Annotated in this window: 22 protein-coding genes; 13 read left to right on the plus strand and 9 right to left on the minus strand. The window is 61.7% G+C overall.

Features of this window, described 5'->3' with window-relative positions; all coding sequences use genetic code 11:
• Positions 1 to 114: 114 nt before the first annotated feature.
• The 3 genes from dgcA to ACP7E3_RS00600 are packed head-to-tail and all read right to left on the minus strand — an operon-like array spanning position 115 to position 3,751.
• The gene (gene dgcA / locus ACP7E3_RS00590) at positions 115 to 2,175 is read right to left on the minus strand and encodes a dimethylglycine demethylation protein DgcA (protein ID WP_046381808.1); all 2,061 of its coding nucleotides are present in this window, start codon (positions 2,173 to 2,175) and stop codon (positions 115 to 117) included.
• A 16-nt stretch (positions 2,176 to 2,191) separates the two neighbouring features.
• Positions 2,192 to 2,722 carry a DUF5943 domain-containing protein gene (locus tag ACP7E3_RS00595; protein ID WP_017849540.1) on the minus strand — a complete coding sequence of 177 codons (531 nt, stop codon included), beginning with the start codon at positions 2,720 to 2,722 and terminating at the stop codon, positions 2,192 to 2,194.
• Between the two features lie 51 nt (positions 2,723 to 2,773).
• Positions 2,774 to 3,751 carry a dipeptidase gene (locus tag ACP7E3_RS00600; protein WP_017849539.1) on the minus strand — a complete coding sequence of 326 codons (978 nt, stop codon included), beginning with the start codon at positions 3,749 to 3,751 and terminating at the stop codon, positions 2,774 to 2,776.
• A 219-nt stretch (positions 3,752 to 3,970) separates the two neighbouring features.
• Here ACP7E3_RS00600 and ACP7E3_RS00605 point away from each other — a divergent pair, with 219 nt between their 5' ends.
• Complete coding sequence (locus ACP7E3_RS00605; protein ID WP_046381806.1) at positions 3,971 to 4,372, plus strand: lysozyme inhibitor LprI family protein; 402 nt, start codon at positions 3,971 to 3,973, stop codon at positions 4,370 to 4,372.
• Between the two features lie 40 nt (positions 4,373 to 4,412).
• Here ACP7E3_RS00605 and ACP7E3_RS00610 read toward each other — a convergent pair whose 3' ends face one another.
• Positions 4,413 to 5,375, minus strand: coding sequence for a tyrosinase family protein (locus tag ACP7E3_RS00610; RefSeq protein WP_426122109.1), 963 nt, complete (start codon positions 5,373 to 5,375; stop codon positions 4,413 to 4,415).
• A 202-nt stretch (positions 5,376 to 5,577) separates the two neighbouring features.
• Between ACP7E3_RS00610 and ACP7E3_RS00615 the strand changes: the two genes are divergently transcribed.
• Positions 5,578 to 5,994: a DUF3010 family protein gene (locus ACP7E3_RS00615; RefSeq protein ID WP_426122110.1), complete on the plus strand. Its 417-nt coding sequence runs from the start codon at positions 5,578 to 5,580 to the stop codon at positions 5,992 to 5,994.
• A gap of 444 nt (positions 5,995 to 6,438) precedes the next feature.
• Here the strand turns inward: ACP7E3_RS00615 and ACP7E3_RS00620 are convergent, their stop codons facing one another.
• On the minus strand, positions 6,439 to 7,617 hold the full coding sequence (locus ACP7E3_RS00620; protein WP_128192439.1) for an AAA family ATPase: 1,179 nt from the start codon (positions 7,615 to 7,617) through the stop codon (positions 6,439 to 6,441).
• Between the two features lie 68 nt (positions 7,618 to 7,685).
• Positions 7,686 to 8,630, minus strand: coding sequence for a GlxA family transcriptional regulator (locus ACP7E3_RS00625; RefSeq protein WP_017844925.1), 945 nt, complete (start codon positions 8,628 to 8,630; stop codon positions 7,686 to 7,688).
• Between the two features lie 193 nt (positions 8,631 to 8,823).
• On the opposite strand from ACP7E3_RS00625, the gene ACP7E3_RS00630 reads away from it, so the two are divergent.
• The 5 genes from ACP7E3_RS00630 (at position 8,824) to ACP7E3_RS00650 (ending at position 12,666) form a co-directional block, all read left to right on the plus strand.
• Positions 8,824 to 9,768, plus strand: a complete 945-nt coding sequence (locus ACP7E3_RS00630; RefSeq protein ID WP_046381802.1) for a choline ABC transporter substrate-binding protein — start codon at positions 8,824 to 8,826, stop codon at positions 9,766 to 9,768.
• A gap of 87 nt (positions 9,769 to 9,855) precedes the next feature.
• Positions 9,856 to 10,743 carry a 3-keto-5-aminohexanoate cleavage protein gene (locus tag ACP7E3_RS00635; protein ID WP_426122111.1) on the plus strand — a complete coding sequence of 296 codons (888 nt, stop codon included), beginning with the start codon at positions 9,856 to 9,858 and terminating at the stop codon, positions 10,741 to 10,743.
• Positions 10,744 to 10,828: 85 nt separating this feature from the next.
• Positions 10,829 to 11,794, plus strand: a complete 966-nt coding sequence (locus tag ACP7E3_RS00640; protein WP_046381800.1) for an L-carnitine dehydrogenase — start codon at positions 10,829 to 10,831, stop codon at positions 11,792 to 11,794.
• A gap of 13 nt (positions 11,795 to 11,807) precedes the next feature.
• Positions 11,808 to 12,305, plus strand: a complete 498-nt coding sequence (locus ACP7E3_RS00645) for a thioesterase family protein (protein ID WP_108524909.1) — start codon at positions 11,808 to 11,810, stop codon at positions 12,303 to 12,305.
• Between the two features lie 97 nt (positions 12,306 to 12,402).
• A complete protein-coding gene (locus ACP7E3_RS00650) occupies positions 12,403 to 12,666 on the plus strand; it encodes a hypothetical protein (protein WP_108524907.1) in 264 nt (87 codons plus the stop codon).
• A 94-nt stretch (positions 12,667 to 12,760) separates the two neighbouring features.
• Here ACP7E3_RS00650 and ACP7E3_RS00655 read toward each other — a convergent pair whose 3' ends face one another.
• A complete protein-coding gene (locus ACP7E3_RS00655) occupies positions 12,761 to 13,864 on the minus strand; it encodes a GlxA family transcriptional regulator (RefSeq protein WP_017844931.1) in 1,104 nt (367 codons plus the stop codon).
• 516 nt (positions 13,865 to 14,380) lie between these two features.
• On the minus strand, positions 14,381 to 15,757 hold the full coding sequence (locus ACP7E3_RS00660; protein WP_017844932.1) for an L-serine ammonia-lyase: 1,377 nt from the start codon (positions 15,755 to 15,757) through the stop codon (positions 14,381 to 14,383).
• A 415-nt stretch (positions 15,758 to 16,172) separates the two neighbouring features.
• Between ACP7E3_RS00660 and ACP7E3_RS00665 the strand changes: the two genes are divergently transcribed.
• The 3 genes from ACP7E3_RS00665 to choV all read left to right on the plus strand — a co-directional run bounded on the left by ACP7E3_RS00665 (position 16,173) and on the right by choV (position 19,210).
• Positions 16,173 to 17,120, plus strand: a complete 948-nt coding sequence (locus ACP7E3_RS00665) for a choline ABC transporter substrate-binding protein (RefSeq protein ID WP_017844933.1) — start codon at positions 16,173 to 16,175, stop codon at positions 17,118 to 17,120.
• Positions 17,121 to 17,189: 69 nt separating this feature from the next.
• Positions 17,190 to 18,035 carry a choline ABC transporter permease subunit gene (choW, locus tag ACP7E3_RS00670; RefSeq protein WP_015886271.1) on the plus strand — a complete coding sequence of 282 codons (846 nt, stop codon included), beginning with the start codon at positions 17,190 to 17,192 and terminating at the stop codon, positions 18,033 to 18,035.
• Complete coding sequence (choV, locus tag ACP7E3_RS00675; protein WP_046381796.1) at positions 18,032 to 19,210, plus strand: choline ABC transporter ATP-binding protein; 1,179 nt, start codon at positions 18,032 to 18,034, stop codon at positions 19,208 to 19,210. Before choW ends, choV begins: the two co-directional genes overlap by 4 nt.
• Before the next feature lie 174 nt (positions 19,211 to 19,384).
• Here the strand turns inward: choV and ACP7E3_RS00680 are convergent, their stop codons facing one another.
• Complete coding sequence (locus ACP7E3_RS00680; RefSeq protein WP_231590018.1) at positions 19,385 to 21,319, minus strand: BCCT family transporter; 1,935 nt, start codon at positions 21,317 to 21,319, stop codon at positions 19,385 to 19,387.
• A gap of 390 nt (positions 21,320 to 21,709) precedes the next feature.
• On the opposite strand from ACP7E3_RS00680, the gene betI reads away from it, so the two are divergent.
• The 3 genes from betI to betA all read left to right on the plus strand — a co-directional run bounded on the left by betI (position 21,710) and on the right by betA (position 25,733).
• The gene (gene betI / locus ACP7E3_RS00685) at positions 21,710 to 22,303 is read left to right on the plus strand and encodes a transcriptional regulator BetI (protein ID WP_017844937.1); all 594 of its coding nucleotides are present in this window, start codon (positions 21,710 to 21,712) and stop codon (positions 22,301 to 22,303) included.
• A 110-nt stretch (positions 22,304 to 22,413) separates the two neighbouring features.
• Positions 22,414 to 23,886 (plus strand): betaine-aldehyde dehydrogenase, encoded by a 1,473-nt coding sequence (gene betB, locus ACP7E3_RS00690; RefSeq protein ID WP_017844938.1) that lies wholly within the window; start codon positions 22,414 to 22,416, stop codon positions 23,884 to 23,886.
• A 143-nt stretch (positions 23,887 to 24,029) separates the two neighbouring features.
• A complete protein-coding gene (gene betA / locus ACP7E3_RS00695; RefSeq protein WP_057003932.1) occupies positions 24,030 to 25,733 on the plus strand; it encodes a choline dehydrogenase in 1,704 nt (567 codons plus the stop codon).
• The last annotated feature ends 61 nt before the right edge of the window (positions 25,734 to 25,794 follow it).

The following is a 25,794-nucleotide window of genomic DNA, read 5'->3' on the forward strand; positions in this document are numbered from 1 at the left end:
GCTTGCTCCCGATGGCGGACTGTCAGTTGATACAGCTGTAGCTGACCCACCGCCATCGGGGGCAAGCCCCCCTCCCACATTTTCAGACCGAGTACACATTGGTTCGGTGTCGGGTCAGAAATCCTTGCACAAGCGCAGGGCGTCATAGATCGCGGCGTGGGTATTGCGCTGCGCCACACAGTCACCGATACGGAACAGCAAGTAGCCCTCGCCCGCTTCGCTCAGGCACGGTTGCGGCTTGATCGCGAACAGCGCTTCGATGTCCATCTGCCCCTTGTTGCGCGAGCCGGGCTTGAGGGCGTAGTAGATCTCCTCATCGGGACGCACGCCGTTTTCCACCACCACTTGATCGACCACCCGCTCCTCTTTGGCGCCGGTGTATTCGTTCTCCAACACCGCCACCAGCTTGTCGCCTTCGCGGTAGACCTTTTCCAGCATCATGTCGCCGGTCATGATCACTTCCTTGGGGTACATGCTGCGGTAGTAGGTCGGGAACGACGTACCGCCGATGGCCACGCCGGGCTTGATGTCGTCGGTGACGATCTCGACCTGGCTGCCCTTGTCCGCGAGGAAATCGGCCACCGACATGCCGGTGAATTCGCAGATGGTGTCGTAGACCAGCACGTTCTTGCCCGGCGCGACTTTGCCGTCGAGCACGTCCCAACTGCTGACCACCAGGCCTTCGGCCGCGCCCCAGTGTTCGTTCTGCTCCAGGAACGGATGCCCGCCCACCGCCAGCACCACCACATCCGGGCGCAGGTCGAGGATGGCCGCCGCGTCCGCCGCCACGCCCAGGCGCAGGTCGACGTTCAACCGCGCCAGTTCCAGCTGGAACCAACGGGTGATCCCGGCGATCTGGTCGCGCTGCGGGGCTTTGGAGGCGGTAGTGATTTGCCCGCCGATAAAGGCTTTTTTCTCGAACAGGGTCACGTCGTGGCCACGCTCGGCGGCGACGCGCGCAGCCTCCATCCCCGCTGGCCCGGCGCCGACCACCACCACCTTGCGCTTGGGCCCGGTGGATTTGTCGATGATGTGCGGCACGCCCATGTATTCACGGGAGGTCGCGGCGTTCTGGATGCACAGCACATCCAGGCCCTGGTACTGGCGGTCGATGCAATAGTTGGCGCCGACGCACTGTTTGATCTGGTCGATCTGGCCCATCTTGATCTTGGCGATCAGGTGCGGGTCGGCGATGTGGGCGCGGGTCATGCCGACCATGTCCACATAGCCGCCTTCGAGGATGCGCGTGGCCTGGTTCGGGTCCTTGATGTTCTGCGCATGCAGCACCGGGGCCTTGACCACTTCCTTGATCCCGGCCGCCAGATGCAGGAACGGCTCCGGTGGATAACTCATGTTCGGGATGACGTTGGCCAGGGTGTTGTGGGTATCGCAACCCGAGCCGACCACACCGATAAAATCGAGCATGCCGGTGTCGTCGTAATACTTGGCGATCTGCTTCATGTCCTCGTGGGACAAGCCGTCCGGGTGGAACTCATCGCCGCACAGGCGGATGCCGACGCAGAAATCCGGGCCGACTTCAGCCCGCACCGCCTTGAGCACTTCCAGGCCGAAACGCATGCGGTTTTCAAAGCTGCCGCCCCATTCGTCGGTGCGCTTGTTGACCCGCGGGCTCCAGAACTGGTCGATCATGTGCTGATGCACCGCCGACAGCTCCACGCCATCCAGGCCACCGGCTTTCGCCCGCGCTGCCGCGCTGGCGTAGTTGCCGATCACGCGCCAGATCTCTTCCGGCTCGATGGTCTTGCAGGTCGCACGGTGTACCGGCTCGCGGATGCCCGAGGGCGACAGCAGGGTCGGCCAATGCTCGCCGTCCCAGCGCGAGCGGCGGCCCATGTGGGTAATCTGGATCATGATCTTGGCGCCATGCTTGTGCATGGCATCGGCCAGGTTCTGGAAGTGCGGGATGATCCGGTCATCGGCCAGGTTCACCGATTTCCACCAGCCCTGGGGGCTGTCGATGGCCACGCTGGAAGACCCGCCGCAGATGGCCAGGCCGATCCCGCCCTTGGCTTTCTCTTCGTAGTACTTCACATAGCGGTCGGTGGTCATGCCGCCGTCGGTGGCATACACCTCGGCGTGGGCGGTACTGAGCACGCGGTTGCGGATGGTCAGTTTGCCGATCTGGATCGGCGCGAACATTGCTTCGAAAGCCATGGCAGGGTTCCTCGACTTACAACGGCTTGACGGTGAACAGGCCGTCGTCATGGCCCTCTTCGGAGCCGCCGTAGACTTGTTCGGCCACGGTGCGAATAGTGCTGCCGCGCGCTTGCAGGATCTGGTCCATGGCCCCGGCAAACCAGCCGGTGAACATGTAGTCGACCTTGCGCCCGACCTTGCCGTACACGTAGACGAACGCCGAGTGTTCGAGCTTGACGCTGGCGGTGCCTTTGTCGAGGTCGATGTCCTGGATCTTGAACAGGCCCCAGCCGCGTTGCGACAGGCGCTTCATGTAGTGCTCGAACACCGCCACGCCTTCAAGGCCATGGCATTCGGCTTCTTTTTCACACCAGTGCCAGGCGGATTTGTAGCCGGCCTTGTAGAGGATCGCGGCGTAGGCCTCGGCACCGAGTACCTCTTCGATGCCCATGTGATTGTTGACGAAGAAATGACGCGGTACGTACAGCATCGGCAGGGCGTCGGAGGTCCAGACACCGGTTTCGCTGTCGACTTCGATAGGCAATTGCGGGGCGATCTTGGCCATGGAAACTTAACTCCAGAAAATTCGTAGTGGTGTTGCCCGTGGGTGTTTGGCTTATTCGCCCCACACGTCCTTCAAGACGTTGACCCAGTTCTCGCCCATGATCTTGCGCACCACGCGTTCGCTGTGGCCGCGCTTGAGCAGGGTCTCGGTGAGGTTGGGGAACTCGCCCACGGTGCGGATGCCCAGCGGGTTGATGATCTTGCCGAAGCTGGTCAGGCGGCGGGCGTAGCCCTTGTCATGGGTCAGCATTTCGAAGAAATCCTGGCCATGACCCTGGGTGAAGTCGGTGCCGATGCCGATGGCGTCTTCGCCGACGATGTTCATGGTGTACTCGATGGCTTCGGCGTAGTCGTCGATGGTCGAATCGATACCCTTGGCCAGGAACGGCGCGAACATGGTCACGCCGACAAAGCCGCCGTGGTCGGCGATGAACTTCAGCTCTTCATCGGACTTGTTGCGCGGGTGTTCCTTGAGCCCGGAGGGCAGGCAGTGGGAGTAGCACACCGGTTTTTTCGATTCGAGGATGACTTCTTCGCTGGTCTTGGAGCCGACGTGGGACAGGTCGCACATGATGCCGACGCGGTTCATCTCGCCGACGATCTCGCGACCGAAGCCCGACAGCCCGCCGTCGCGTTCGTAGCAACCGGTGCCGACCAGGTTCTGGGTGTTGTAGCACATCTGCACCACACCGACGCCGAGCTGCTTGAAGATCTCGACGTAGCCGAGCTGGTCTTCAAACGCGTGGGCGTTCTGGAAGCCGAAGATGATGCCGGTCTTGCCCTGTTCCTTGGCCTTGCGGATGTCGGCGGTGGTTTTCACCGGGATCACCAGGTCGCTGTTCTCGCGGATCAGGGTCTGGCTGGCGACGATGTTATTGATCGTCGCCTGGAACCCTTCCCACACCGACACGGTGCAGTTGGCGGCGGTCAGGCCGCCTTTGCGCATGTCCTCGAACAGCTCGCGGTTCCACTTGGCAATGATCAGCCCGTCGATAACGATGCTGTCGGCGTGTAATTGCGCTGGGCTCATCAGGCGTCCCCTTATTGGCGATTCGTGCGCCGAATCGTCTGCCGGCGCTTTGGGGCCAGCATATGCCGAGGGGCCGAGCGGACCGGGTGCAAAAACGACAGGGGAATTGCCGAAAGCGTCAATCCGCGACGAAGGTCGCTAAGACAGGTCTGTCTGGCGGCTGTTCTTTGTCTTACGCTTGGGCCAGAATTCCCGCATCAACCGATATGAGACGGCGCAATGAAATCGATTTTCCTGGCTTTGGCACTCATCGCAACCGGCGTCCACGCGGCCGAAGACACCGACAGCACGCCGTGCGACGGCATCGAAAACGACAAGCAAACCCTGGAATGCGCCACCTACAACAAAACCACCGCCGAGCAATTGCTCAAGGATAACTATCAAGGGTTGCTGGAGCGCATGGGTTCGACCTATGGCAGCAACAAGTCACAGCTGGCAGACATTACCGCTCGTCTGAAGGATGCCCAGCAGAAGTGGGAAAAATTACGTGACGCCGATTGCGCGGTGGACACCTTCCCGGCGGCGACCGGCACCAAGCCCTATGCGATCGAACTGAACGATTGCCTGGCGCGGATGAGTGATGAGCGGTCGGAGTTTTTGGAATCGATCGGCCAGGAGTGAAGCATTCCCGCGCATTGAACGCGGGAACGCTTCACAGGCGTCAGGCCATGAAGGGCGACTTGAACCGGCTTTTCGTCAATGGGCGGCTGGGCGCATAGCTGTAGCCCAGCGCGGCGATATCCATCACTTCACTGATCCGGCGGGTCCAGGGATTAATCACATCATCATAGTTGTGGCCCGGCGGACCGTCCTGCATGGGGCAATAGTGCGGGGCCAGGTCCGGCTCATCCAGGCGCTTCTGCGCCTGCCAGTCCGCCCAGATCTTGTCGATGAAACAGTGATGCAGGAAGAACACCGGGTCATCCGGTGAGGTCATGGGCAACATATTGCCGCCAATCCACAAATGCACACGGTTATGCAGCTGCGAACCGGAGGTTTTGACAGCAGGATCGCCGCGCTGGGTGATCCAGCCTTCCAGGCGGTTTCTGAAACCGCGGATGAAAGGGCTCGAGTTGTAATTGGGTTCGTCATACAGGCTTTCGTTCATCGCCACTCGCAGGTCGTCCTCGGTTGGCAGTGAGCTGATCACTTGCCCGAACTGACGCTTGAGGCCTGGCCCGGGCAAACCCTCCTCGTCATAGGGCGGCACGGGCCAGTTCCCGTATTTGTGGGCAAAGACCCCATCCTGCACGCGAAACTGATCGGCTGGGTCGCCATCACCCCCCAGGAAACCCTGGCGCCAGACCGGCGATTGTTCAGGGGCGGCCGCATCCTGCGTCCAGTCCCAATAAGGCAACGTCACGCCGACGTTGATCGCTTGTAGATCCGCCTCGAACTGCATCAACATTTCACGGTGCCACGGCAGAAATGCCGGCCCCCGGTGAGCACCGTTACGGTAGTTGGGATCTTGGGGTTCGTTCGGGTAGACCGTGGCCTTCATGACGGCGTGATGCCAATGAACATACTTGTCGTAGACACCGGAACGCTTCATCGCCAATAACGTGTTGATAAACTCCAGTTGTTCCGTTGCGGTCAGTGCGCGAATTTCCTTGCGAATATTCATTGCATAACTCCCTTGTCGGAATAGCCATGGAACAGGCCGGAACCCTCGGCAGGCTCCTTCAGGGAATCTATGAGACCGGGCACGCGGCGGTCTACTGTCAAAAATAACAGGTCAAGCACGTTCCCGACGGGTGGACGGCGGCCGTCTCAGCCCTCGACCCTGATACTATTGCGGCCTCTCTTTTTTGCCCCAAGGCGACCCAATGACTCTCTGCGGCATCGAAATCAAAGGCAGCGAAGCCATCATCGCCGTTGCCTCCCTGGACAATCAGACGCTGACCCACGTCGCCCTGGCCACCAAGAAAATCGCCCTCGAAGACGACGATGACGCGGCCAACGTCAAAGCCTTCGCCACCCAGGTGAAGGCGTTCGTGCAGGACAACGCCATCGAACGCATCGCCATCAAAAAGCGCAGCAAAAAAGGCGAATTCGCCGGCGGCCCGACCACGTTCAAGATTGAAGGGGTGTTTCAACTGCTGGAGGGGGTTGAAGTGACGCTGCTGTCGCCGCAGACCATCAATGCGCAGAACAAGAAGCACAATTTCGATCTGCCGGCGACGCTGAACAAGTACCAGCATGAAGCCTTCAAGGCGGCGTGTTCGGCCCTGATAAAGCAATAAGCACACCGACAATTTACTGTGGGAGGGGGCTTGCCCCCGATGGTGGTGTGTCAGCCACTCAGGTGCCGCTGATCCACCGTCATCGGGGGCAAGCCCCCTCCCACATTTGATCTTTGTCGCTTACAGGTGAAGGGGTGTAGTACCAGCATGAAGCCTTCAAGACGGCGTGTTCGGCCCTGATAAAGCAATAAGCACACCGGCAATTTACTGTGGGAGGGGGCTTGTCCCCTCCCACATTTGATCTTTGTCGCTTACAGGAGAAGGGGTGTAGTACCAGCATGAAGCCTTCAAGGCAGCGTGTTCGGCCCTGATAAAGCAATAGGCACACCGACAATTTACTGTGGGAGGGGGCTTGCCCCCGATGGCGGTGTGTCAGCCACTCAGGTGCCGCAGATCCACCGTCATCGGGGGCAAGCCCCCTCCCACATTGGCTTTGTGGTGTGTTTAGCCGGGTGTACGGTGCTTGTGCAGCAGCCAGTCGCCGAAGGACTTGTCTTCCAGGGCATAACCGCCGCGGCTGGACTTCCATACCAGTTCCTTGTCACGCAGGGCATCGATACACGCCTGGATGGTCTGAGTGCCGGGCACCACGTCGCTGCCCATCTCCTCCAGCGCCTTGCTGACCGCAGTGAGGGTGCTGTCGGTGAACGGGGCGAAGGGTTGATTGTGTTGCGAACGCTCCACCATCACTTGCAGCACGGCACGTTGCGCAAGGGTGAGGGCGTTCCAGGCGCTTTCGAATTCGTTCCAGACGCCGGCGCGCAGCACTTCCGCGCGGCTGTGCAGCAACTGGCCCAGGTTGCTCGCCTCGCCCAACTCCAGGGCCACTTCACCGATGATGGTGCGCAGCATCTCGGGGCGCCGGCCTACCAACTCAAACGCTTCGTCGATATCCGCCGCGTTGAATTGGTTGGTCTTGGCCAGGTGCGCGTTGAGATGCGCGGTGTAAGCCTGAGTGAACGCCTTACCCAGCAACGGAAACGGCGTGATGCTGGAGCCGAAAAACGGCTGGCTTTTGCCCAGCACCAAATGAGCAAGCTTGTCGCGGTTGGAGCCGGTGAACACCAGGTGTAAGCCACTGCCCTCGCCTTCGCGGCCCTGGTTGAGCTGGTCGCGTGCGGCCTTGAGGGCGAACATGGCGTTGATGCCCGCTTCGGTGGTGAGCGCGTGCTGGGCTTCGTCAATCACCAGCACCACGGTTTTTTCGGCGGCGCGGTGAAGTAATTCCAGTGCTTGCGTAAGGGTCGCGCCCACGGGCAGTTGAGGCTTGGTGAAGTCCCAGGACAAGGTGCGCAGGAAGCTGAGTTTTTCGATGCCGATGTTCTTCGCCAGTTTGCGGATGCCCTTTTCGAAAGGCACCAACGCACCGGCAATGGCGCTGGAAATCAGCTCGGCGGGATCTTTCTCCTTGTCGGCCCACAGGTCCACATACACCGTCAGCCAACCCCGAGCCTGGCACTCGGGGAGAAGGTCTTCGCGCAGAAAAGTACTTTTGCCGGTACGACGCGGCGCCGCGAGAAACAGGCCAGAGGTGAAATCCTGGATACCCACGCCCACCAGGCCATCGGCAATACTGCTTGCCAGGGTGGGGCGGCGGAACACAAAACCGCTGGGCTTGGACATGCTTTTATACTCAATTATTGAACTAACTATAAATTATAGCCGTGAGTATAATTGACTATAATCGCCGATCAAACCACCTCCCGTCGCCGATCCTCCCGCGGACACTTGGCAAATCGCGCCCGATAACTGCGGGTGAAATACGACGGCGACTCAAAGCCGCAGGCAAGGCTCACCTCCAGCACGCTCATGTCGCTCTGGCGCAACAACTGCCGCGCTTTTTCCAGGCGCAGGCCGAGGTAGAAGTTGCTCGGCGTGTCGTTCAGATGCAGGCGAAACAGCCGCTCCAACTGACGCCGCGTGACTTTGATCGCCTCGGCCAGGGCCAGGGTGCTCAACGGCGGTTCGGTGTGTTGTTCCATCTCGCCGATCACCTGCACCAACTTCTTGTTGTTGATGCCGTAGCGCGTGGCGATCTGCATGCGCTGGTGGTCTTTGCGCGGGCGGATGCGCCCGAGCACGAATTGCTCGGAGACCTGGATCGCCAGGTCGGGGCCGTGGGCCTGGGCGATCAGGTCGAGCATCAGGTCGATGGAAGCGGTGCCGCCGGCGCAGGTAATGCGGCGGCGGTCGATCTCGAACAGTTCCTGGGTCACGCTCAGGTGCGGATAGGCTTCCTTGAAGGCGTCGATGGCTTCCCAGTGCAGGGTCAGGCGGTGGCCGTCGAGCAGCCCGGCTTCGGCCAGGATGCAGGCGCCGGTGTCGATGGCGCCGAGGGTCACACCGTCATGGTCGAGGCGGCGCAGCCAATGTTCGAGGGCCGGAGTGGCGAATTCAAGCGGTTCGAAACCGGCGACTACCATCAGCGTCGCGCCTTTTTTCAGCGGCTCCAGCGCCGCGTCGGCGTTGACCGACATGCCATTGCTCGCCAGCACCGCGCCGCCGTCCGCGCTCAACACATGCCAGCGGTACAACTCGCCACGAAAGCGGTTGGCCACGCGCAGCGGTTCGAGCGCTGAGATAAAGCCGATGGCCGAGAACCCTGGCATCAGCAGAAAGTAGAAATCCTGGGACATGGTGCGCTCTCGTAGGACCGGCAGCGTGGTCACTGTGATACGCCAGTTCAACGGCCCATTCAAGAGCACAGGTCGCTGCAGTGCAAGAGCGGGTCGCCGCCGTGCGTTTTGTCGCCCCTCAAGCTGCGTAACGTGACCCCACGGCGCACAAAGACGCCGGCCCCCACAATAACGACCTGCCGAGGGAACCACCATGAACCGACTGATCAGCCGCTGCGTGCTCGCCTTCAGCGCCAGCGCCATCTTGAGTACCAGCGTCTTCGCGGCCGACGCGCCATCCTGCCAGAACGTGCGTATGGGCGTGGTGAACTGGACCGACGTGATCGCCACCAGCGCCATGACCCAAGTGTTGCTCGATGGCCTCGGCTACAAGACCAAACAGACCAGCGCGTCCCAGCAAATCATCTTCGCCGGCATCCGCGACCAGCGCCTGGACTTGTTCCTCGGCTACTGGAACCCGCTGATGACCCAGACCATCGCCCCGTTCGTCGACGCCAAGCAGGTCAAGGTCCTCGATAAACCGAGCCTGGAAGACGCGCGCGCGACCCTGGCGGTGCCGACTTATCTGGCCGACAAAGGCCTGAAAACCTTCGCCGACATCGCCAGGTTCGAGAAAGAACTGGGCGGCAAGCTCTACGGCATCGAGCCGGGCTCGGGCGCCAACACCCAGATCAAGGCGATGATCGCCAAGAACCAGTTCGGCCTGGGCAAATTCCAGCTGGTGGAGTCCAGCGAAGCGGGCATGCTCGCCGCCGTCGACCGCGCGGTGCGTCGCAAGGAAGCCGTGGTGTTCTTCGGCTGGGCGCCGCACCCGATGAACGTCAACATCGCGATGACCTACCTCACCGGCAGCGAAGACGCCCTGGGCCCGAACGAAGGCATGGCCACCGTGTGGAGCGTCACCTCGCCGACCTACGCCGAGCAGTGCCCCAACGTCCACAAGCTGCTGACCAACCTGACCTTCACCGCCGCCGACGAGAGCCGAATGATGCAGCCGTTGCTGGAACACAAGGACGCCTTCGAGTCCGCCAAGCAGTGGCTCAAGGATCACCCGCAAGACCAGCAGCGCTGGCTCGAAGGCGTGACCACCTTCGACGGCAAACCCGCCGCCGCCAACCTGCAACTGACCAGCAAATAACGGTATTCGACGCACCGTTTCGCGGTCGTGCCTGACCGCGAACGGCCTCGCTACGCCTTGAAATCACGCCTGTAAGGAACCTGCCCCATGAACCACGACGTCATCATCACCTGCGCACTCACCGGTGCTGGCGACACGAGCGCCAGAAGCCCCCATGTACCGGTCACCCCCAAACAAATCGCCGCCGCCGCCGTGGAAGCCGCCAAGGCCGGCGCCACTGTCGTTCACTGCCATGTGCGCAACCCCGAGACCGGCAAGTTCAGCCGCGACGTCGCCTTGTACCGCGAAGTGATGGAGCGTATCCGTGAGGCCGACATCGACATCATCGTCAACCTCACCGCCGGCATGGGCGGCGACCTGGATATCGGCGGCGGCGAGACGCCCATGGCATTCGGCCCCAACACCGACCTGGTCGGCCCGCTGACGCGCCTGGCCCATGTGGAAGCGCTGTTGCCGGAAATCTGCACGCTCGACTGCGGCACGCTGAACTTCGGCGATGGCGACACCATTTACGTGTCCACCCCGGCGCAACTGCGGGCCGGCGCCAAACGCATCCAGGCACTGGGCGTAAAAGCCGAGCTGGAAATCTTCGACACCGGCCACCTGTGGTTCGCCAAGCAGATGATCAAGGAAGGCCTGCTCGACGACCCGCTGTTCCAACTGTGCCTGGGCATCCCGTGGGGCGCGCCGGCCGACACCACCACCATGAAAGCCATGGTCGACAACCTGCCCGCCGACGCAGTGTGGGCCGGCTTCGGCATCGGCCGCATGCAAATGCCGATGGCGGCGCAGGCGGTGCTGCTGGGCGGCAACGTGCGGGTCGGGCTGGAAGACAACCTGTGGCTGGACAAAGGCGTGCTGGCCACCAACGGTCAACTGGTGGAACGCGCCAGTGAAATCCTCAGCCGCCTGGGCGCGCGGGTCATGACCCCGGCCGAAGGGCGCCTGAAAATGGGCCTCAAAAAACGCGGCTAACCCCCAGCCCAAACCGGATCAAAACCTGTGGGAGGGGGCAAGCCCCCTCCCACAGGGGAACATCACCTTATTCAGGAATGTCGCCATGCGTTTTATTACAGATATCAAAACCTTCGCCGCCCTCGGCAGCGGTGTGATCGGCAGCGGTTGGGTGTCCCGCGCCCTGGCCCACGGCCTCGATGTGGTGGCCTGGGACCCGGCGCCCGGTGCCGAAGCCGCGCTGCGCCAACGCGTCGCCAATGCCTGGGGCGCCCTGGAGAAACAAGGCCTGGCCCCCGGCGCATCGCAGGACCGCCTGCGTTTTGTCGCCACGATCGAGGCGTGCGTGAAAGACGCCGACTTCATCCAGGAAAGCGCCCCGGAACGCCTGGAGCTGAAACTGGAGCTGCACAGCAAAATCAGCGCGGCCGCCAAGCCGAATGCGTTGATCGGCTCCAGTACCTCGGGCCTGTTGCCCAGCGAATTCTATGAAGGCTCGACCCACCCTGAACGCTGCGTCGTCGGTCACCCGTTCAACCCGGTGTACCTGCTGCCGCTGGTGGAAGTGGTGGGCGGCAAACACACCGCGCCCGAGGCGATCCAGGCGGCGATCCAGGTGTATGAATCCCTCGGCATGCGCCCGTTGCATGTGCGCAAGGAAGTCCCCGGTTTTATCGCCGACCGCCTGCTCGAAGCCCTGTGGCGTGAGGCGCTGCACCTGGTCAACGATGGCGTTGCCACTACCGGCGAGATCGACGACGCAATCCGTTTTGGCGCCGGCTTGCGCTGGTCGTTCATGGGCACGTTCCTGACCTACACCCTGGCCGGCGGCGATGCCGGGATGCGGCACTTCATGGCACAGTTCGGCCCGGCGTTGCAGTTGCCGTGGACCCACCTGCCGGCGCCGGAGCTGACCGACAAGTTGATCGACGATGTGGTCGACGGCACCCGCGAGCAGTTGGGTAACCACAGCATTTCGGCGCTGGAGCGCTACCGTGATGATTGTCTGTTGGCGGTGCTGGAAGCGGTGAAGACCACTAAAGCCAAGCACGGCATGACCTTCGCCGAATAAGGAACCCCCCAGCATGCCGGCACTGACCACCTACACCACCCAGGTCCACCCCGACTGGGTCGACTACAACGGCCACCTGCGCGACGCGTTCTACCTGCTGATCTTCAGCTACGCCACCGACGCGTTGATGGACACCCTCGGCCTGGACAGCGAAAACCGCGCCGCCAGCGGCCATTCGCTGTTCACCCTGGAGCTGCACCTGAACTACCTGCACGAAGTGAAACTCGGCGCCGACGTGGAGGTGCGTACCCAACTGATCGCCCACGATGCCAAGCGCCTGCACCTCTATCACAGCCTGCACCTGGTGAGCGACGACAAGGAACTGGCGGGCAACGAACAGATGCTGCTGCACGTCGACCTCGCCGGGCCGCGCTCGACGCCGTTCACCGAGGCGACACTGGAACGCCTCGCGGCCATCCGCGCCACGCAAGTCGACCTGCCCACTCCCGCCCTCCTCGGCCGCGTCATTGGCCTGCCCGCGCCAAATGGCCCGAAAACGACCTGTTCATAGCCATCCGAGCCATTCATGCATTCTGCCCTTGCCGACCGCCTGGTCGGCTACCAGAATCCAAATCGATCCCCCCGCTCCCTTCACCAGGATAAACGTCATGATGCATGCGGATTTGATTGACCAGGATGACCTGCTGAGCAAACTGCGCTCGCTCGGTTTCGAGGTATCCAGCGGCGCCAGCGCCGAGCAGGCCTGTGAATGTGCGGTACGCGGTTTGAGCGAAGCGCGGGCCAAGGCGCTCAAGGGCATGGTCGAGCAGATGTACAGCGGCAGTGCGACGATTCTGCCGGCGGTGCGGCAGGCGATCGATAAGCAGTTATTGCCGGCGCTGATGCAGTTCAAACAGAACTCCGGCGTCTGACAGACCGCTATCGGGGGCAAGCCCCCTCCCACATTTGACTGTATTCACAATTCGAGTGTGGGAGGGGGCTTGCCCCCGATGCAGGCGACTCGGTCTAGAGCCTCACACTGGCAAACGTCGACTCATTGCGCGCCTGGCTCAACGCCGACATCGGCCCCGACAACGGGGACAACACCAACGCCGGCGGAATCGGCATCATCGCCACCTGCTGGGTGGTGTTGGAACCGACGCGCTCATCCCGTGGCGGAATACCGAAGTATTCGCGGTAGCACTTGGAGAAGTGCGGCGTGGACACGAACCCGCACACCGACGCCACTTCGATGATCGACATCGGCGTTTGCTTGAGCAACTGCCGTGCGCGAATCAGGCGCAGCTTGAGGTAGTAGCGCGACGGCGAGCAGTGCAGGTATTTCTGGAACAGCCGCTCCAACTGGCGCCGCGACACGGCGACGTACACCGCCAGCTCATCCAGGTCGATCGGTTCTTCGAGGTTGGCTTCCATCAGCGCGACGATTTCCTGCAACTTCGGCTGGTTGGTGCCGAGCATGTGCTTGAGCGGCACACGCTGGTGATCCTGTTCGTTGCGGATGCGCTCGTACACGAACATCTCGGAGATCGCCGCCGACAGTTCACGGCCGTGGTCGCGGCTGATCAGGTGCAGCATCATGTCCAGCGGCGCGGTGCCGCCGGAGCTGGTGAAGCGGTTGCGGTCGAGGGTGAACAGGCGGGTGCTCATCGACACGCGCGGGAAGGCTTCCTGCATAGACGCCAGGCATTCCCAGTGCACGCTGCAATCGAAGCCATCGAGCAGCCCGGCGCAGGCCAGGGCCCAACTGCCGGTACACACCGCGCCGAGGCGACGGGACTGGCGCGCCTGGCTTTGCAGCCACGACACATGTTCACGGGTGACGGTGCGCTGGATACCCACGCCGCCGCACACGATGACGGTGTCCAGGGCCGGGGCTTTGTGCATGGCGGCATCGGGGGTGATTTGCAGACCGTCGCTGGCCCACACCTGGTTGCCGTCGACACTCAGGGTTGTCCAGCGATACAACTCGCGCCCGGACAACTGGTTGGCCATGCGCAGCGGTTCCACTGCCGAAGCCAGGGAAATCAGCGTGAAATTGTCCAGCAGCAGAAAGCCGATGGATTGAGGCGCACGGTTCTGGGGTTGGGCCCCGGAGTTGAACGACGTCATCGCGGTATCTCCTCACACAAAGCGGGTGATGGCCTCAGGCGAGGCTCTTGTTATTGCGCTCGTCTCTGATGCAGAGAGAGGCGTTGAGTTGATAGAGCAATTGCCATGCCTAAATTTGAATGGCCATTCAATAACTCCTGAAAACGACCTCTTGATGTGTCTAGACAAGCCCCTGCACGAAGTGCGGAATATGCCCCGAATCGGCGGCGCAAGCGGCCCCGTTCAAGGGCTGTGAGCAGATCGGTAGCACTTGTGGGTAGGCGCTTTGAGGGCGAAGCAAGCGTCTGTCACCGCAGGCACGGGTGACGGGTGGTCGGAGGGGAAAGTGTTTGGGGGGTACTTATCTGTTTGCGACGCGCTAAAAGGTGGCGCTTTTGGTTTTGGTGTTCACTTTATGAGCAGGGTTGTTTGGACTGGCGCTATCGGGGGCAAGTCGAATCGTCGCACCGCCCCTCCCACATCTGAAATGCGTTCCCCTGTGGGAGGGGGCTTGCCCCCGATAGCGGCGACGCGGTCTCAACACTCAACCGCACTGACCGCCAACCCACCCCGCGAGGTTTCCTTGTACTTGTCATGCATGTCCGCCCCGGTATCGCGCATGGTGCGGATCACCCGGTCGAGGGAGATAAAGTGCTGGCCGTCGCCGCGCAGGGCCATCTGCGCGGCGTTGATCGCCTTCACCGCGGCAATCGCGTTGCGCTCGATACACGGCACTTGTACCAGGCCGCCCACCGGGTCGCAGGTCAGGCCGAGGTTGTGTTCCAGGCCGATTTCGGCAGCGTTGCACAGTTGCTCCGGGGTGGCGCCGAGGATCTCCGCCAACCCCGCCGCCGCCATGGCGCAGGCTGAGCCGACCTCGCCCTGGCAGCCGACTTCGGCGCCGGAGATCGAGGCGTTCTTCTTGCACAGAATGCCCACCGCCGCCGCGCTGAGCAGGTAGTCGACCACGTTGGCTTCGGTGACGTCGTCGCTGAACTTCATAAAGTAGTGCAGCACCGCCGGGATGATCCCCGCCGCGCCATTGGTCGGCGCGGTGACCATGCGCCCGCCGGCGGCGTTTTCTTCGTTGACCGCGAGGGCGAACAGGTTGACCCACTCCATCGCGCTCAAGGTCGAGCCGATCACGTTGGGCTTGCTCAACTCCAGTAAACTGCGGTGCAACTTGGCGGCACGACGGCGCACATTCAGGCCGCCGGGCAGGATGCCTTCGTGCTTGAGGCCCTGCTCGACGCACGCTTGCATGGCGCGCCAGAGCGTCATCAGGCCGCTGCGGATTTCATCCTCGGAGCGCCAGACTTTTTCGTTGGCCAGCATCAGCTCGGCGACGCGCAGGTTGTGGCTCTTGCACAGTTGCAGCAGCTCCACCGCGCTGGAGAATTCATAGGGCAATGCACTGCGGTCCATATCCGCCACGCCGCTTTGCGCCTGGGCTTCATCCACCACAAAGCCGCCGCCGACGGAGTAGTAGGTGTCGCGGTGCAACTCGCCGTCAGCACCGAACACCACCAGGGTCATGGCATTGGGGTGGAACGGTAGGTTTTCGTCGAGCAGGCGCATGTCCCGCGCCCACACGAAAGGCACCGGTAAACGCCCGTCCAGCAGCAGCGTGTCGGTCTCGCGCAGGGTATGGATACGCAGGCCGATCTGCGCCGGATCGATTGCGTCCGGCCACTCGCCCATCAGGCCCATGATGGTTGCGGTGTCGCTGCCGTGGCCGATGCCGGTGGCCGACAATGAGCCGTAGAGCTGAACTTCGACGCGTCGTACCTGTTCCAACCATTCACGTTCACGCAACCGTTGAACGAACAACGCTGCGGCGCGCATGGGGCCGACGGTGTGAGAACTCGAAGGCCCGATGCCGATCTTGAACAGGTCGAAAACACTGATAGCCATTGCCGTGGAACTCCTCGATAAGCACAGGCCAGGCTTGAACGAGGTGCTACGCTCAGATCGCCCAGATGGCGGCATCATCAGGCTTTTATCCGCCATCACGGCGTCTCACACCGACGCAACCATGCTCATCAGCGTCGCTCACGAGCAAGGGCCTGTTTTGGGCGTTTTTAGCGGTGCAGATGGGTAAAAACAGCGGTTTTACCTTAGGAAAAATCTGTAAACGACGTCACCGACACTGGATGCGACCCTGCCTGTACTGGATACGACGCCCCCTGTAGGCGTCAGATTTTCACTGGTACATGATCAGTCTCGACTCGTTGGCAAGGCACCGTGCCGCCGCCTCAAAGCACGTTCCAACCGCAACACTTATAAAGCGCGGCGAATGCCGCCAGAAAGCACACAGGAGTCTAGCCCCATGAAAGGTTCACCCTCGTTGTTGTTGGCCGCCATGCTGAGTCTGCCAGTCCTGGCGCACGCTGCAGAACCGGCACAATGTCAGACCGTCAACTTCTCCGATGTCGGCTGGACCGACATCACCGTCACGACCGCGACCACCAGCGAAATCCTCAAGGGCCTCGGCTACAAGCCGCGCACCACGATGATTTCGGTGCCGGTGACCTACAAGTCCCTGGCCGACGGCAAGAACATGGACATCTTCCTCGGCAACTGGATGCCGACCATGGAAAACGACATCAAGGCATACCGTGATGCCGGCACCGTGGAAACCGTGCGCGCCAACCTGGAAAACGCCAAGTACACCCTGGCCGTTCCCGAGGCGCTGTATGACAAAGGCCTGAAAGACTTCGCCGATATCGCCAAATTCAAGGATGAGCTGGAAGGCAAAATCTACGGCATCGAACCCGGCAACGACGGCAACCGCACCATTCAAACCCTGATCGACAAGGACGCGTTCGGCTTGAAGTCGGCCGGTTTCAAAGTCGTCGAGTCCAGCGAAGCCGGGATGCTGTCGCAGGTCGAACGCGCCACCAAGCGCGGCAAGGCCATCGTGTTCCTCGGCTGGGAACCGCACCCGATGAACACCCGCTTCAAGATGAAATACCTGACCGGGGGTGACGACTCGTTCGGCCCCAACTACGGCCAGGCCACCATCTACACCAACGTGCGCAAGGGCTACACCCAGGAATGCAGCAACGTCGGCCAGTTGCTGAAAAACCTGTCGTTCACCCTGAACATGGAAAGCACCCTGATGGGTAACGTCCTGGACGACAAGATGAAACCCGACGCCGCGGCCAAGGCCTGGCTGAAGAAGAACCCGCAAGTGCTCGATACCTGGCTTGCCGGTGTCACCACCGTCGATGGCAAACCAGGTCTGGAGGCCGTCAAAGCTTACCTCGCCAAGTAATCCCTGCTGACCCCGGGCTGGTGCGCTGGTCCGGGATGTTTTCCCCTTCGCATGTGGACATTCACTACCATGCTGACTGAACAGAAAATCCCACTAGGCCAGTACATCGCTGCCTTCGTCGAATGGTTGACCCAACACGGTGCCAACTACTTCGACGCAATCGCATCGACCCTGGAAACGATGATCCACGGCGTGACGTTCGCGCTGACCTGGTTCAATCCGCTGGCATTGATCGGTCTGATTGCGCTGCTGGCTCACTTCATTCAACGTAAATGGGGCCTGACTGTTTTTGTCATCGCCTCCTTCCTGCTGATCCTCAACCTGGGGTACTGGCAGGAAACCATGGAGACCCTCGCGCAGGTGCTGTTCGCCACCCTGGTCTGCGTGGTCATCGGCGTGCCGCTGGGCATTGTTGCCGCGCACAAACCGATGTTCTACACCCTGATGCGGCCGGTGCTCGATCTGATGCAGACCGTACCGACCTTCGTCTACCTCATCCCTACCCTGACCCTCTTCGGGCTGGGTGTGGTGCCCGGGTTGATTTCCACGGTGGTGTTCGCGATTGCCGCGCCGATCCGCCTGACCTACCTGGGTATCCGTGATGTACCGCAAGAGTTGATGGACGCCGGCAAGGCCTTCGGCTGCTCGCGCCGTCAATTGCTCTCGCGCATTGAACTGCCCCACGCCATGCCGAGCATTGCTGCCGGCATTACCCAATGCATCATGCTGTCGCTGTCGATGGTGGTGATCGCCGCCCTGGTGGGTGCCGACGGCCTCGGCAAGCCGGTGGTCAACGCACTGAACACCGCCGACATCGCCCTGGGCTTTGAAGCCGGCCTGGCGATCGTGCTGCTGGCCATCATGCTCGACCGCATCTGCAAACAACCCGACGCCAAAGTAGGGGGTGATGCATGAGCATTATCCGATTCGACAATGTCGACGTGATCTTCTCCAAAGACCCACGCGAAGCGCTCAAGCTGCTGGACCAGGGCATGAGCCGTAACGAGATCCTGAAAAAGACCGGCCAGATCGTCGGCGTTGAAAAAGCCAGCCTGGATGTGGAAAAAGGCGAGATCTGTGTGCTGATGGGCCTGTCGGGCTCCGGCAAGTCGAGCCTGCTGCGCTGCATCAACGGCCTCAACACCGTCAGCCGTGGCCAGTTGTTCGTCGAGCACGAAGGGCGCCAGATCGACATCGCCTCCTGCACCCCGGCCGAGCTGAAAATGATGCGTACCAAACGCATCGCCATGGTGTTCCAGAAGTTCGCCCTGATGCCCTGGCTGACCGTGCGCGAGAACATCAGCTTCGGCCTCGAAATGCAGGGCCGCCCGGAGAAAGACCGGCGCAAGCTGGTGGACGAAAAGCTCGAACTGGTGGGCCTGAGCCAATGGCGTAACAAGAAGCCAGACGAACTCTCCGGCGGCATGCAGCAGCGCGTCGGCCTGGCGCGGGCGTTGGCGATGGACGCCGACATCCTGCTGATGGACGAACCCTTCTCCGCCCTCGACCCGCTGATCCGCCAAGGCCTGCAGGACGAGTTGCTGGAGCTGCAAAGCAAGCTGAGCAAGACCATCGTGTTCGTCAGCCACGACCTCGACGAAGCCCTCAAGCTCGGCAGCCGCATCGCGATCATGAAAGACGGCAAGATCATCCAGTACAGCGTGCCGGAAGAAATCGTGCTGAACCCGGCGGACGATTATGTGCGTACCTTCGTCGCACATACCAACCCGCTGAACGTGCTGTGCGGGCGCAGCCTGATGCGGACGCTGGACAACTGCAAACGCATCAACGGCTCGGTGTGCCTCGATCCGGGCGGCGACTCGTGGCTCGACCTGGCCGAAGGCAACACCATCCGGGGCGCACGCCAGAATGGCGCGGTGATGAACCTGCAGAACTGGGCACCGGGGCAACCCGTGGAAGGCCTGGGCCGCCTGCCGACACTGGTGGACTCGAATATCGGCATGCGCGATGCGCTGCAGATCCGCTACCAGACGGGCAACAAGTTGGTATTGCACGACAACAACCAGGTGGTGGGGATCCTGGGGGACAGCGAGCTCTACCATGCCCTGCTGGGCAAGAACCTGGGCTAACAAACACCGCAAAACCCATTGGAGAAACAGGGTCAAAATGTGGGAGGGGGCTTGCCCCCGATAGCGGTGTATCAGTAACAGATGAGCTGACTGACACACTGCAATCGGGGGCAAGCCCCCTCCCACATTTTTTGCCCCAGTGGTGTCAGTGGGGACACCACCAGGCTTCAACCATCAGCTATAGACACGGCCAAGGAGCTGCCGATGGCTTTCAAACTGATCGAGCACGTCCCGGGTGATCTGTTCCTGGGCGAAGCCCATCAGGTCGTACTCCTGAGGCCCGTTGTGCAGGTACACCTCGGCCCGGTAGTAACGGGCGCGCTCCGCCTCGGGCAGTTCGTCCGACGCCACCGCGTAGCCGTCCAGGCTCACTTCGTAGACAAACGGGTTGCCCTCTTCCATCTCGATACGCACGCCGATGCAACGCTTGGATTTGCCCAACAGGGTCTGCACATCCAGCCCCTGGTCGCGCAACGCCTTCGTCGCGTCTTCCAGTGCCGGCGTGACGTGCTTGTCCATAAAGCGCTGCACCGTGGCCTGGCTCGGTTGCAGGTCCAGGGCGGTCAAGCGCTCGCTGAAACCACGACGGCCACGCTCGGCCAATTGCGCCTGCTCCAGTTCCGTCGCCATGTCCTGGCGCATCGCCTTGTGCAACCCGAACATAAAGACAATCAGCACCACCGAGAACGGCAGCCCCGCCAGCACCACCATGGTTTGCATGGCTTCGAAGTTACCCGCAAACAGCAGGCCGATAGTCACCAGGGTGATCACCGCCGACCAGAAGATCCGCAGCCAGTGCGGCGCGTCTTCGTCCACGTTGCCGCCTTTGCAGGAAAGGTTGGCCATCATCACCGCGCCGGAGTCCGCCGGGGTCAGGAACAGCACGAAGCCGACAAAGATCGACACGCCGATGACGATTTTCGACGCCGGGTAATGCTCCAGCAATTGGTAGATGGCCATCGACGGTTGTTCCAGCGCCGTCTTGCCCAACGCCACCGCGCCCTGGTTCAACACCAGGTCCAGCGCCGAGTTACCGAAGATCGACAACCACGCCAGGGTGAAGCCCAGCGGGATCAGCAGCACGCCGGCCACCAGTTCACGCACCGTGCGGCCTCGGGAAATCCGTGCGATGAACATGCCCACGAACGGCGCCCAGGAAATCCACCAGGCCCAGTAGAACAGGGTCCACAGGCCCATCCAGCGTTCGGTCTTGTCGGCGTCGCCTTCGTACACATACAGGTCGAAGGTTTTCAGGAGGATGCCGTTGAGGTAGTCACCGGTGTTCTGCACCAGGCCGTTGAGCAGGTGCAGGGTCGGGCCGAACAACAGCACGAAGATCAGCAAACCGCTGAACAACACGATGTTGAGGTTGGACAGGCGACGAATGCCGTTCTCCACCCCCGACACGGCGGCAATGGTCGCCACAGTGCTCATCACGATGATCACGATCAGCAGGTTGGTGTTGCTGTGCTGCATGCCAAACAGGTTTTCCAGGCCGGACGACACCTGCATCGCGCCGATACCGAGGTTGGTCACCAGGCCCAGCAGGGTCACGAACATGCCGAACCCGTCCACCGCATGGCCGGCCGCGCCTTTGACCCAACGCTCGCCCACCAGCGGGTACAACGCCGAACGCAGGGCCAGTGGCTGGTTATGGCGGTACGCGAAGTACGCCACGGCCAGGCCGACCAGCGCATAGATCGCCCAGCCGTGCAGGCCCCAGTGCAAGAAGGTCAATTGCAGCGCCTGGCGCGCCGCGCCGTTGCTGGCGGCCGCGCCTTCGGGCGGGTTGAAGTAATGGTCCAACGGCTCCGATGCGCCGAAATACAGCAACGAGATGCCGATACCCGACGAAAACAGCATGCCGGCCCAGGCGCCGTAGCTGAAGTCCGGGGTGTCGTCCTTGCTGCCCAGCTTCAGCTTGCCGTAGGACGAAAACGCCAGGCCGACCACGAACACCAGGTAGGCGGCGATCACCAGCATGTAGTACCAGCCGAAGCTTTTCGATAACCACGCCTGCGCCACGCCGAGCATCCGGCCGGCCTCTTGCGGGGCGACGATCAAAATGGCGGTCAGCAACAGAATCAGTGCGGTGGAGGTGTAGAACACCCAACCGTTGACCCGCACCTTTTCCGGTGGGGTTTTTATTAGAGAGGCAGAACTCATGGCGCAGATGCTCCAGGCAGTGCGAGAGAGAAACACAAGGCAGCGGTGATCCCGTGCTCATCGATTTTTCGGCAGTCGACGGACGGGTGTTATAAAGACACCCCGAAAATTCTTGAGCCCGCCGAAGCGGTGTTCAGGCTCTGAAATGGCCTGTTTCAAGGGTTTTCACAGGTGTCAGATGTCGCCACCTACCTGTAGGAAATACCGGCAGGCAGCGACCATTTGTCGCAGAGCTTATTCTTTGTTGATTGAACGTTCAATCAAAACAAAATAGACTGGCCATCGAGTCGACGGACGTCATCGCCCGCCGGCAGGCCTGAGGAGAGGTACTCCATGCCCAAGGTCGGTATGCAACCCATACGCCGCCAACAACTGATCGAAGCCACGCTGACGGCCATCGATCAAGTCGGAATGGGAGATGCCAGCATTGCGCTGATCGCCCGTTTGGCCGGCGTTTCGAACGGCATCATCAGTCACTACTTCAAGGACAAGAACGGCCTGATCGCGGCCACGATGCGGTACTTGATGAATGTGCTGATCGAGAACGTCCACGAGCGGCGACAAGCGTTGACGGAGGACACGCCACGGGCGCACCTCCAAGTGATCATCGGCGGCAACTTCGACGCCAGCCAGGTCAACGGCCCGGCAATGAAAACCTGGTTGGCCTTCTGGGCGACCAGCATGCACCACCCGTCTTTGCACAGGTTGCAGCGGATCAACGATCACCGCCTGTATTCCAACCTGTGCTGCCAGTTCCGCCGCGTGTTGCCGCTGCCGGATGCACGCAGCGCAGCCCGAGGCCTGGCGGCCTTGATCGACGGTTTGTGGTTGCGCGGCGCCCTGTCGGGAGATGAATTCGACACGGCGCAGGCGCAACGGATCGCTTACGAATACATGGATTTCCAATTGGCCAAGCAGGTGAGTTAGAGCACACATAACCGCTCAACCCCTGAACCTCCACTGATCGGTGTTGCCAGACTCTTATTGGCCACCCCTCAGTGGTTAACGCCAACCACTTATGCACTTGCGAGGACTTTATGGCCCGTTTCGACCTGCAAAAACTCTACATTGACGGCGGCTACAGCGACGCTGGCAGCGATGCCACCTTCGAAGCCATCAACCCGGCTAACGGTGAAGTTCTCGCCCAAGTGCAACGCGCAACGTTCGATGACGTTGAACGTGCCGTGGTCAGCGCTGAAAAAGGCCAGAAAATCTGGGCCGCCATGACCGCCATGGAGCGTTCGCGCATCCTGCGTCGTGCCGTCGACATCCTGCGCGAGCGCAATGACGAACTGGCCGCCCTGGAAACCCTGGACACCGGTAAATCCTTCTCCGAAACCAAGTACGTCGACATCGTCACCGGCGCCGACGTGCTGGAATATTACGCGGGCCTGGTGCCAGCCATCGAAGGCGAGCAGATCCCGCTGCGCGACACCTCGTTCGTCTACACCCGCCGCGAGCCGCTGGGTGTGGTCGCCGGTATCGGCGCGTGGAACTACCCGATCCAGATCGCCCTGTGGAAATCCGCACCGGCCCTGGCCGCCGGTAACGCGATGATCTTCAAACCCAGCGAAGTCACCTCGCTGACCACCCTGAAACTGGCGGAGATCTACACCGAAGCCGGCGTTCCGGCCGGTGTGTTCAACGTGTTGACCGGCAGCGGCCGCGAAGTCGGCACCTGGCTGACCGAGCACCCGCGCATCGAGAAAGTCTCGTTCACCGGCGGCACCGACACCGGCAAGAAAGTCATGGCCAGCGCCTCCAGCTCTTCGCTCAAGGAAGTGACCATGGAACTGGGCGGCAAATCGCCGCTGATCGTGTTCGAAGACGCCGACCTGGACCGCGCCGCCGACATCGCGATGATGGCCAACTTCTACAGCTCCGGTCAGGTCTGCACCAACGGTACTCGCGTGTTCGTGCCCAAGCACCTGCAAGCCGCGTTCGAAGCCAAGATCGCCGAACGTGTTGCGCGCATCCGCATCGGCGACCCGCAGGACGACAACACCAACTTCGGCCCGCTGGTCAGCTTCGCCCACATGGAAAGCGTGCTCGGCTACATCGCCAAGGGCAAGGCCGAAGGCGCTCGCGTGCTGTGCGGCGGCGACCGCCTGACCGACGGCGACTTCGCCAAAGGCGCCTTTGTTGCCCCGACCGTGTTCACCGACTGCACCGACGAAATGACCATCGTCCGTGAAGAAATCTTCGGCCCGGTGATGAGCATCCTCACCTACGAGACTGAGGAAGAAGTGATCCGCCGCGCCAACGACACCGACTTCGGCCTCGCCGCCGGCCTGGTGACCAAGGACCTGAACCGCGCCCACCGCGTGATTCATCAACTGGAAGCGGGCATCTGCTGGATCAATGCCTGGGGCGAGTCCGACGCGAAAATGCCGGTCGGTGGCTACAAACAGTCGGGCGTGGGCCGTGAGAACGGGATCAGCTCGCTGAACAACTTTACCCGCATCAAATCGGTACAGGTCGAGTTGGGCGATTACGCCTCGGTGTTCTAAAGCCTGAGCCTTGCGTTGCCTGTGAGGCCGCTATCGGGGGCAAGCCCCCTCCCACCCTTGACTGTGTAAACCCGATCAAATGTGGGAGGGGGCTTGCCCCCGATGAGGCCCGACCTGACCACACTTCAAAGAGGGTGCATTCAATGTCCCAAGAATACGACTACATCATTGTGGGTGCCGGCTCCGCCGGTAACACCCTGGCGACCCGTCTGACCGAAGACGAAGGCGTCACCGTCCTGCTGCTGGAAGCCGGCGGCCCGGATTACCGTCTCGACTTCCGCACCCAGATGCCCGCCGCCCTGGCGTTCCCGCTGCAGGGCCGTCGCTACAACTGGGCTTACGAGACCGATCCAGAACCGCACATGGACGGCCGTCGCATGGAATGCGGGCGCGGCAAGGGCCTGGGCGGTTCCTCGCTGATCAACGGCATGTGCTACATCCGTGGCAACGCCATGGACTACGACAACTGGTCGAAACTGCCCGGCCTGGAAGACTGGACCTACCTCGACTGCCTGCCGTATTTCCGTAAAGCCGAAACCCGCGACATCGGCCCCAACGACTACCACGGCGGCGACGGCCCGGTCAGCGTGACCACGCCCAAGGCCGGCAACAACCCGCTGTTCCACGCCATGGTCGAAGCCGGCGTACAGGCCGGTTACCCGCGTACCGAAGACTTGAACGGCTACCAGCAGGAAGGCTTCGGCCCGATGGACCGTACCGTCACGCCAAACGGCCGGCGCGCCAGCACCGCACGCGGTTACCTGGACACGGCTAAAAAGCGTTCCACCCTGACCATCGTCACCCACGCCTTGACCGACAAAGTCTTGTTCGAAGGCAAGCGTGCGGTCGGCGTGCGTTACCTGATCGGCGCCGCCGAAGAACGCGTCGAAGCCCGTGCGCGTAAAGAAGTGCTGGTGTGCAGCGGCGCCATCGCCTCGCCGCAACTGCTGCAACGCTCCGGCGTCGGCCCGGCCAAACTGCTCGAAAGCCTCGACATCCCGGTGGTCCACGACCTGCCCGGCGTCGGCGAAAACCTGCAGGACCACCTTGAGCTGTACCTGCAATATGCCTGCACCCAACCGGTGTCGCTGTACCCGTCGCTGCTCTGGTACAACCAACCGGCCATCGGTGCCGAGTGGCTGTTCAACGGCACCGGCATCGGCGCCAGCAACCAGTTCGAAGCGGGCGGTTTTATCCGTACCCGGGAAGACTTCGATTGGCCGAACATCCAGTATCACTTCCTGCCGGTGGCGATTAACTACAACGGCAGCAACGGCGTGAAAGAGCATGGTTTCCAGGCGCACATGGGCTCCATGCGTTCGCCGAGCCGTGGCCGCGTGCAATTGAAGTCGAAGAACCCACGGGACTACCCGAGCATTCTCTTCAACTACATGGCCACCGAGCAGGACTGGCAGGAATTTCGCGATGGCATCCGCCTGACCCGCGAAATCATGCAACAGCCGGCACTCGACCCGTTCCGCGGCCGCGAAATCAGCCCGGGCATCGAGGTGCAGACCGACGAGCAACTCGACCAGTTCATCCGCGAACACGCCGAGACCGCGTTCCACCCGTCCTGCTCGTGCAAGATGGGCAACGACGAGATGGCCGTGGTGGATGGCGAAGGCCGCGTGCATGGCATGCAGGGCCTGCGGGTGGTCGATGCGTCGATCATGCCGATCATCACCACCGGCAACCTGAACGCGCCGACGATCATGATCGCCGAGAAAATCGCCGACAAGATCCGTGGCCGCAAGCCACTGCCGCGCAGCACCGCTGACTACTACGTGGCAGGCGATGCGCCGGTGCGGGGCAAGCCGATGCGTGAAGTGGGGCCTACTGCGCAGTAACTGGAAGACCGTGTCGCCCGCATCGGGGGCAAGCCCCCTCCCACACTTCGATTTGTGAATA

The organism is Pseudomonas sp. PSPC2-3 (assembly GCF_049898265.1).
Lineage (GTDB): Bacteria > Pseudomonadota > Gammaproteobacteria > Pseudomonadales > Pseudomonadaceae > Aquipseudomonas > Aquipseudomonas veronii.

Coding starts and splice junctions, on each gene's coding strand:
- choV (WP_046381796.1), top strand. CDS start 18,032: ATGAGCATTATCCGATTCGACAATGTCGACGTGATCTTCTCCAAAGAC.
- betI (WP_017844937.1), top strand. CDS start 21,710: ATGCCCAAGGTCGGTATGCAACCCATACGCCGCCAACAACTGATCGAA.
- ACP7E3_RS00605 (WP_046381806.1), top strand. CDS start 3,971: ATGAAATCGATTTTCCTGGCTTTGGCACTCATCGCAACCGGCGTCCAC.
- ACP7E3_RS00595 (WP_017849540.1), bottom strand. CDS start 2,722: ATGGCCAAGATCGCCCCGCAATTGCCTATCGAAGTCGACAGCGAAACC.
- ACP7E3_RS00640 (WP_046381800.1), top strand. CDS start 10,829: ATGCGTTTTATTACAGATATCAAAACCTTCGCCGCCCTCGGCAGCGGT.
- ACP7E3_RS00650 (WP_108524907.1), top strand. CDS start 12,403: ATGATGCATGCGGATTTGATTGACCAGGATGACCTGCTGAGCAAACTG.
- ACP7E3_RS00600 (WP_017849539.1), bottom strand. CDS start 3,751: ATGAGCCCAGCGCAATTACACGCCGACAGCATCGTTATCGACGGGCTG.
- ACP7E3_RS00660 (WP_017844932.1), bottom strand. CDS start 15,757: ATGGCTATCAGTGTTTTCGACCTGTTCAAGATCGGCATCGGGCCTTCG.
- ACP7E3_RS00655 (WP_017844931.1), bottom strand. CDS start 13,864: ATGACGTCGTTCAACTCCGGGGCCCAACCCCAGAACCGTGCGCCTCAA.
- dgcA (WP_046381808.1), bottom strand. CDS start 2,175: ATGGCTTTCGAAGCAATGTTCGCGCCGATCCAGATCGGCAAACTGACC.
- betA (WP_057003932.1), top strand. CDS start 24,030: ATGTCCCAAGAATACGACTACATCATTGTGGGTGCCGGCTCCGCCGGT.
- ACP7E3_RS00645 (WP_108524909.1), top strand. CDS start 11,808: ATGCCGGCACTGACCACCTACACCACCCAGGTCCACCCCGACTGGGTC.
- ACP7E3_RS00635 (WP_426122111.1), top strand. CDS start 9,856: ATGAACCACGACGTCATCATCACCTGCGCACTCACCGGTGCTGGCGAC.
- ACP7E3_RS00665 (WP_017844933.1), top strand. CDS start 16,173: ATGAAAGGTTCACCCTCGTTGTTGTTGGCCGCCATGCTGAGTCTGCCA.
- choW (WP_015886271.1), top strand. CDS start 17,190: ATGCTGACTGAACAGAAAATCCCACTAGGCCAGTACATCGCTGCCTTC.
- ACP7E3_RS00620 (WP_128192439.1), bottom strand. CDS start 7,617: ATGTCCAAGCCCAGCGGTTTTGTGTTCCGCCGCCCCACCCTGGCAAGC.
- betB (WP_017844938.1), top strand. CDS start 22,414: ATGGCCCGTTTCGACCTGCAAAAACTCTACATTGACGGCGGCTACAGC.
- ACP7E3_RS00625 (WP_017844925.1), bottom strand. CDS start 8,630: ATGTCCCAGGATTTCTACTTTCTGCTGATGCCAGGGTTCTCGGCCATC.
- ACP7E3_RS00610 (WP_426122109.1), bottom strand. CDS start 5,375: ATGAATATTCGCAAGGAAATTCGCGCACTGACCGCAACGGAACAACTG.
- ACP7E3_RS00630 (WP_046381802.1), top strand. CDS start 8,824: ATGAACCGACTGATCAGCCGCTGCGTGCTCGCCTTCAGCGCCAGCGCC.
- ACP7E3_RS00615 (WP_426122110.1), top strand. CDS start 5,578: ATGACTCTCTGCGGCATCGAAATCAAAGGCAGCGAAGCCATCATCGCC.